The following is a 6121-nucleotide window of genomic DNA, read 5'->3' on the forward strand; positions in this document are numbered from 1 at the left end:
GGGATGTACTGCGCGCCGACGCCGGTCACCTCGATCGTGGTCCGGTCGGCGCGCTCGACGGTGACGACGTCGGCCGGGCGTGAGAGCGCCGCGCCGAACACGTCGAAGCCGCTCCCGAGGTTCGCGCTCGTCGCAGGTGCCCGTACCGTGACCATGCGAGTGACTCACTCCGGGGCGTCAAAAAGGAGCGGGATCGAACAAAACGGGCAACGGAAGACCGGTAACGGGCCGCAGGCAACGCGCGGTGGACCGTCGATCGGCGCGGCGTTGAGAGCGGGACAAACGAAGGAAACGGGGAGCGAAGGGAACGGAGAAGACGCGGAGCGAAGGGAACGAAGGAAACACGGAGCGAAGGGAACGGAGAAGACGCGGAGCGAAGGGAACGGAGAAGACGCGGAGCGAGGGGGCGGTTACGAGTCGGCCGTGGTCCACAACAGCGGACCGACGACGGCGAGCCCGATGCCGAAGAGAACGTACACCGCCGGGAGCGTCGTGAACGGTGCCATGAGGAAGATCGCGCCGAAGCCCATGACGACGGCGGCGATCACCCTCTGGGACTTCAACGGGGCCGCGCCCAGAAGCGAGACGACGAACGCGAGCAGCAGGACGTGCCCGAGGTGGTAATCGAGCAGGAACGCGTCGATGGTCAGCGGCGATAGCATCTCATCCGGGAGTCCGTGGGATTCGCGCATTAAAGTTCCGTTTCACGTGGGGACGGTGAGATGGACGGGATCACACCGCCTGTAGGGGAGACCGGGTTTGAGGACGGTCGTGTGCCCGCCCCCGATCCCCGAGGTATAAGCCGTACCGTGTCGACCACGGACCGTGCGACTGGTACAAGTGATGATCCCGGCGGGGAAGCGCGCGGCGGTCGTCCGCGCCCTCGACGAGGAAGGGGTCGACTACGTCGTCACCGACGAGACGAGCGGACGCGAGTACACCGCGGTGGCGACGTTCCCGCTTCCGACTGCGGCGGTCGAACCCGTTCTCGAACGGCTCCGGGAGGCCGGGATCGATGATCGGACCTACACCGTCATCGTCGACGCCGAAACGGTGATATCACGGCGGTTCGAGGCGCTCGAAGCGGAGTACGCCGCGGAGTCCGAGCGCGCGGAAGACCGGATCTCCCGCGAGGAGCTCCAGGCCAAGGCGGCCGACCTGGCGTCGGGGATGCGGACGTACGTCCTCATGACCGTCATCTCGGCGGTGATCGCCACCGCCGGACTGCTGTTGAACTCACCGGCGACGGTCGTCGGCTCGATGGTGATCGCGCCGCTGATCGGGCCCGCGATGTCGGCCGCGATCGGCACCGTCGTCGACGACGAGTCCATGTTTCGGCGGGGCGTCCGGATGCAGGTGATCGGGGTGGCGGTCGCGGTCATCGCCGCGACGGCCTTCGCCGCCGCTTTGCGGTCGCTCGCGTTGGTTCCGCCGGGGCTCGACCCGCTCGAGCTCGCGGAGGTCGCCGAACGGCTGGCTCCGAACGTGCTCGTGCTCGCGGTGGCGATCGGGGCCGGCGTGGCGGGGATCGTCTCGCTGATGACGGGCGTCTCCGCGACGCTCGTCGGCGTGATGATCGCGGTCGCGTTGATCCCGCCGGCGGCTGCGGTCGGGATCGGGATCGCCTTCGGGATCCCCCGGCTCGTGATCGGGGCGGGGGTGATCGTGGCGGTGAACGTGCTCTCGATCAACCTCTCGGCGCTCGTGGTGTTGTGGTACAACGGGTACCGCCCACAACAGTGGTTCCGCGAGGACGAAGCGCGGGCCGCGCTGATCAAACGCGTCACCGTGTTGGTCGTCGCTATCGGGATCCTGTCGGTGTTCCTCGGCGGGGTGACCTACGACACGTACATCGCCTCGACTGCCGAGGCCGAGATACGGGACGCTGTCGACGACGAGCTGGCGGCTATCGACGACGAGCTGGAGCTGCTGGATCTGGACGTCCAGCGGACCGGAACGGTGCCGCCGCTCTCGACGGACCGGGTCGTTGTCACGGTCGGCGCACCACCCGGGACGGCCGTCGAGGGGATCGCGGGCCGACTCGACACGCGGATCGAGGCGGTGACCGGCGAGCGCGTGGACGTGGAGGTGCGCGTGATGACGGTCGACCGGGCGTGAACGCGACCGCCCGAGCGTCGGGGGACTGAGCGTGGCGACGCGAGCACGTGGCAAGGCCAACCCATTTTTACTCGGGGGACGCTCGGTACTCCAGTAAGCGATCAGCAACGACCCGACGACTCGATGCGGGACGTAGTCGAGCGGTCCCGGAGCGGCGCACCGGCGGTCGGCGAGGCCGTTCGAGATCGCTTCTCCTCGGACGAAGTGTTCCAGCGTATCATCGCCGCCGCCGACGAGGAAGTGACCTCGGGCGGCCGGGAGCTGTTCTTCAGCGGGATCGCGGCGGGGCTCGCGATCACGATCACGTTCCTGTTGTACGCCTCGATGACGGAGGCGACAAACGGTCACCCGATACTGAGCGTGTTGTTGTACCCGCTCGGGTTCATCTACATCATCATCGGCGGGTACCAGCTGTACACGGAAAACACGCTTCCGCCCGTCGCACTGACGCTGGAGCGGCTCGCCAGTTTCCCGACCCTGCTTCGACACTGGAGTATCGTGCTCGCCGGGAACTTCGTCGGCGGCGCGTTCGGCGCGGTCGTGTTGGCGTATACGGGCGTCTTCTCGCCGGAAGTGATGGACGTCGCGATGTCGATCTCACAGTCCGGTGTCGACACGGACTGGTGGGCGCTGTTCTTCAAGGCCGCCATCGCCGGTCTCATCGTCGCCGGCGTCGTCTGGGTCGGCTTCGCGACGACGGACACCGTGACCCGAACGCTCGTGGTGTATCTGGCGTTCCTCGCGATCCCGCTCGGGAACCTGTATCACGTCGTCGTCTCCTTCACGGAGGCCCTGTTCCTGATGTTCGTCGGGACACTCGGGCTCTACGTGGGGATGGTGGAGTTCGTGTTACCGGTGTTGCTCGGCAACACCGCCGGCGGCGTGGTCCTCGTCACGCTGGTGAACTACTTCCACACGAGCGAGGAGCGGCTGGAGAACGCCCGGTTCGAAGGGATGTCTCGCCGGCTCTCCGTTCCGGAGTGGCTGCTCGGACGGGCAGCGGGCCGCTCGTACGTCCCCATCCTCAACACCGCGGAGGCGACGCTGTTCGCCGACGAGGGGTATCGCGTGATGGTCCCGGTGACGAACCCGCGAACGGACGCTCCCATCGTGGAGCTCGCGAGCCGGATCGCGAGCGATCACGAGGACGGACACGTCCACATGGTCCACGTCGTGCAGGCACCACGACGGATGTCCGTGTCGCGAGATTCCGGACAGGTCGTCGACGTCTCCGAATCGGGACTGACGGCGCTCCGGGAGACCGCGGGCGAATACGACGTCGAGGTGTCGAGCTCGACCGTCGTTTCCCACCGTTCGTTCGAGGAGGTGTTCACCATGGCCAAACGGACCCGCCCGGACGCCGTGTTGATGGGGTGGAGCGACAACCACCTGTGGAGCGCCGCACGCGCGGAGCGGCCGATAGACGAGCTGACGAACCAGCTCCCCTGTGATTTCCTGATCTTGAACGACCGCGAGTTCGACACCTCCCGGATCCTCCTTCCGACCGCCGGCGGGCCGGACTCCGCGCTGAGCGCGGAGGTCGCGAGCACCCTCTCGCGGACCGCGGACGCGGAGGTGACGCTCCTCCACGTCGTCGACGACGCGGCGGACCGCTCGGAGGGGGAGGCGTTCCTCGCCTCGTGGGCGGCGGAGCACGACCTCGAGGAGGCGAACCGGATCGTCGACGACGGCGGCGACGTCGAGACGGCGATCGTCGAGGCGGCGAGGGAGAACACGCTCGTCGTCATCGGAGCGACGGAGAAAGGCGTTCTCTCGCGGCTCGTCTCGAACGCCCTCCATCTGGACATCATCGACGATATCGACTGTTCGCTGTTACTCGCGGAGCGGCCGCAACGCCGCTCGCTCCGTGAGCGGCTGTTCGGCGGCGGCCGACGGCAGACCGGGGCGACGACGGACGTCGAATCCGTGGGGGAGGAGCGCCCCGGCAGCGAGGTGGCAGAGGCGACCGATGCGCCCGCGACGCGGACGGACGACCCCGACGGCGACGAGTACCCGACCGAAGAGGCGGTGATCGCCGATCACGAGGACCGAGGCGAAAGCGACGAAGCGGAACCGACCGGAAATTGGAGCGACAGCAACGATGACGGGGACGACGGCGGAGAGCGGAACACGAAATAGTCCGGGTCGGCAGCCGGAGCTGTCGTGCGGGGTAACGAGCGGCCGACTCCAAACTGCCAGGACGCTCGACGCGAAACCGGGGGGACGACACGAGACGATCCGGAGGGATGAAACCGGACCGGACGACACGAAATCGGTAGCTACTCCTCGGCGTCCCGCGTCGGCAACCCGGCGTCGTAGTCGACCGCGTCGACGACGATATCGAGGACGTGCTCGACGTTCTCGTCCTCGGTGATACTCATCGTCGCGTCGACGGCCTCCGCGCGAACCGCGTCGAACCGGTCGTGTTTGTTCGCGACCGTGATCAGCGGTATCGACTCGTCGAACAGCGCACGGACCTCCTCGCGGAGCTCGAGCTGCACGTCGAGGGGGTAGCCGCAGTCGCCGGAGGGGTCAAGGACGAACAGCACCGCGTCGGCGAGGTGGGAGACGGCGCTGACGGCCTGCCTCTCGATGTCGTTCCGTTCCTCCTCGGGCCGGTCGAGGAGGCCGGGCGTGTCGACGATCTGGTACCGGACGCGGTCGCGCTCGAAGTGGCCGACCTGAACGCCGCGGGTCGTAAAGGGATACTCGGCGATCTCGTTCGAGGCGCGCGTGACGCGGTTCACGAACGAGGACTTGCCGACGTTAGGGTAGCCGGCGACGACGATCGCGGGCTCGTCCGGGCGGATGTCGGGGAGGTCACGGAGGTCGTCGCGAGAGTCGCCGATGTAGCGGAGATCATCCTCGATCTGGTCCATGATGTCCGCCATCCGAGCGAACGCCTGCTTTCGGTGTTTCCGGGCGGTGTCGACGTCGGAATTGCGGATCTTGGTCGTGTACTCGTCGCGGAGTTCCTCGATCTGCCGGCTCGCCCACATCACTTGAGAGAGCGCCTGTCGGAGCCGGTCGACGTCGACGATCGCGTCGGCGAGCTCGTAGTAGAACGGGTCGACGTCGAAGCCGAAATCCGGCCAGGAGACGACGACGTTCTCTAAGTTGTCCGAGAGGACGTTGCCGGCGGTCCGGAGCATCGACTCCTGGGCCTCGTGGCCGCGCTTGGCGCGTCCCGCGCGTGCGGCCCGGGAGAACGCCTTGTCGACGAGTTCCTCCGAGCGGGGGGTCGTCGGGAGGCCCTCGAATATCATACCCCGGCGTACCCGGCCGAGGCGTATAAGCGCGTCCGTTTCCCGCCCGCCGCGACACGGCTCCGCACGGACCGCAGCGCTCGACCGTCCGCAACCGTTCGACCGTCCGTCACTGCTCGACCGTCCACCGGTGTCCGACCGCGTCGTCCCGTCCCGCTCCGGTACGTTTACCCCGGTCGGTAGCCCCCGTTCGGACATGAGCCTCGAAGCCACCGTGGCCGCCCCGTTCCAGCGGCACGCGACGGAGCGGCTCGGCGAGGGTGAGTTCGTGGTTGCGTTGTCGCTGGAGCGCGAGTGGTTCTCTCCCGACCAAGCGAAGCGCCTCGTCGACGTGGCGGTTGGGCGCGGGCTCGTCGAGGAGGAGGACGGCGATCTCGTGGCCCGCTTCGACCCGGCTGACGTAACGGTCCCCGAGGAGTTCCGCCCGTCCGAGGAGGTGTTACGCGAGCAGTCGACGTTCGAGACCGCCCTCGACGCCATCGTCGACGCCGGCGTCGAGAAGCAGCGCGCAGTCGCCGCCATCAACGAGCGCCAGCGGGCGCTCGCGATCACCATCGAGGCGGCGGCAGTCCTCTACGCGAAAGAGCAGGGAGCGGCGGTCGACCGGCTCGCCGAGGACGTGCGCGCGGAGCTCGCGGGGGGCGAGTGATGGTCGAGGAGCGGCTGACAGACGGGGTCCGGATCGCACAACTCCTCGCCTCGGAGGTGACCGGCGACCGGGGGCGGCTCCGCGCGCT

At 67.9% G+C, this 6121-nt stretch carries 6 protein-coding genes and 1 pseudogene; 4 read left to right on the top strand and 3 right to left on the bottom strand.

Annotation, left to right across the window (positions count from 1 at the left end):
- Positions 1 to 155 (bottom strand): annotated as a pseudogene (locus ACFQEU_RS10000) (homoserine kinase); the annotation flags it as partial.
- Between the two features lie 255 nt (positions 156 to 410).
- Positions 411 to 662, bottom strand: a complete 252-nt coding sequence (locus ACFQEU_RS10005) for a hypothetical protein (protein WP_379781713.1) — start codon at positions 660 to 662, stop codon at positions 411 to 413.
- 181 nt (positions 663 to 843) lie between these two features.
- Here ACFQEU_RS10005 and ACFQEU_RS10010 point away from each other — a divergent pair, with 181 nt between their 5' ends.
- Positions 844 to 2118: a TIGR00341 family protein gene (locus ACFQEU_RS10010; protein WP_379781721.1), complete on the top strand. Its 1275-nt coding sequence runs from the start codon at positions 844 to 846 to the stop codon at positions 2116 to 2118.
- Between the two features lie 123 nt (positions 2119 to 2241).
- A complete protein-coding gene (locus ACFQEU_RS10015) occupies positions 2242 to 4257 on the top strand; it encodes a formate/nitrite transporter family protein (protein ID WP_379781715.1) in 2016 nt (671 codons plus the stop codon).
- Between the two features lie 140 nt (positions 4258 to 4397).
- Here the strand turns inward: ACFQEU_RS10015 and ACFQEU_RS10020 are convergent, their stop codons facing one another.
- Positions 4398 to 5384, bottom strand: a complete 987-nt coding sequence (locus ACFQEU_RS10020) for an NOG1 family protein (protein WP_379781717.1) — start codon at positions 5382 to 5384, stop codon at positions 4398 to 4400.
- A 196-nt stretch (positions 5385 to 5580) separates the two neighbouring features.
- On the opposite strand from ACFQEU_RS10020, the gene ACFQEU_RS10025 reads away from it, so the two are divergent.
- Complete coding sequence (locus ACFQEU_RS10025; protein ID WP_379781719.1) at positions 5581 to 6033, top strand: DUF2240 family protein; 453 nt, start codon at positions 5581 to 5583, stop codon at positions 6031 to 6033.
- Positions 6033 to 6121, top strand: an 89-nt coding sequence (locus ACFQEU_RS18280) for a DUF7993 family protein (protein ID WP_465261130.1), incomplete at its 3' end; no start/stop codon positions are given. The genes ACFQEU_RS10025 and ACFQEU_RS18280, both read left to right, overlap by 1 nt.

Source organism: Halorubrum tibetense, from assembly GCF_042661865.1.
Classification (GTDB): Archaea; Halobacteriota; Halobacteria; order Halobacteriales; family Haloferacaceae; genus Halorubrum; species Halorubrum tibetense.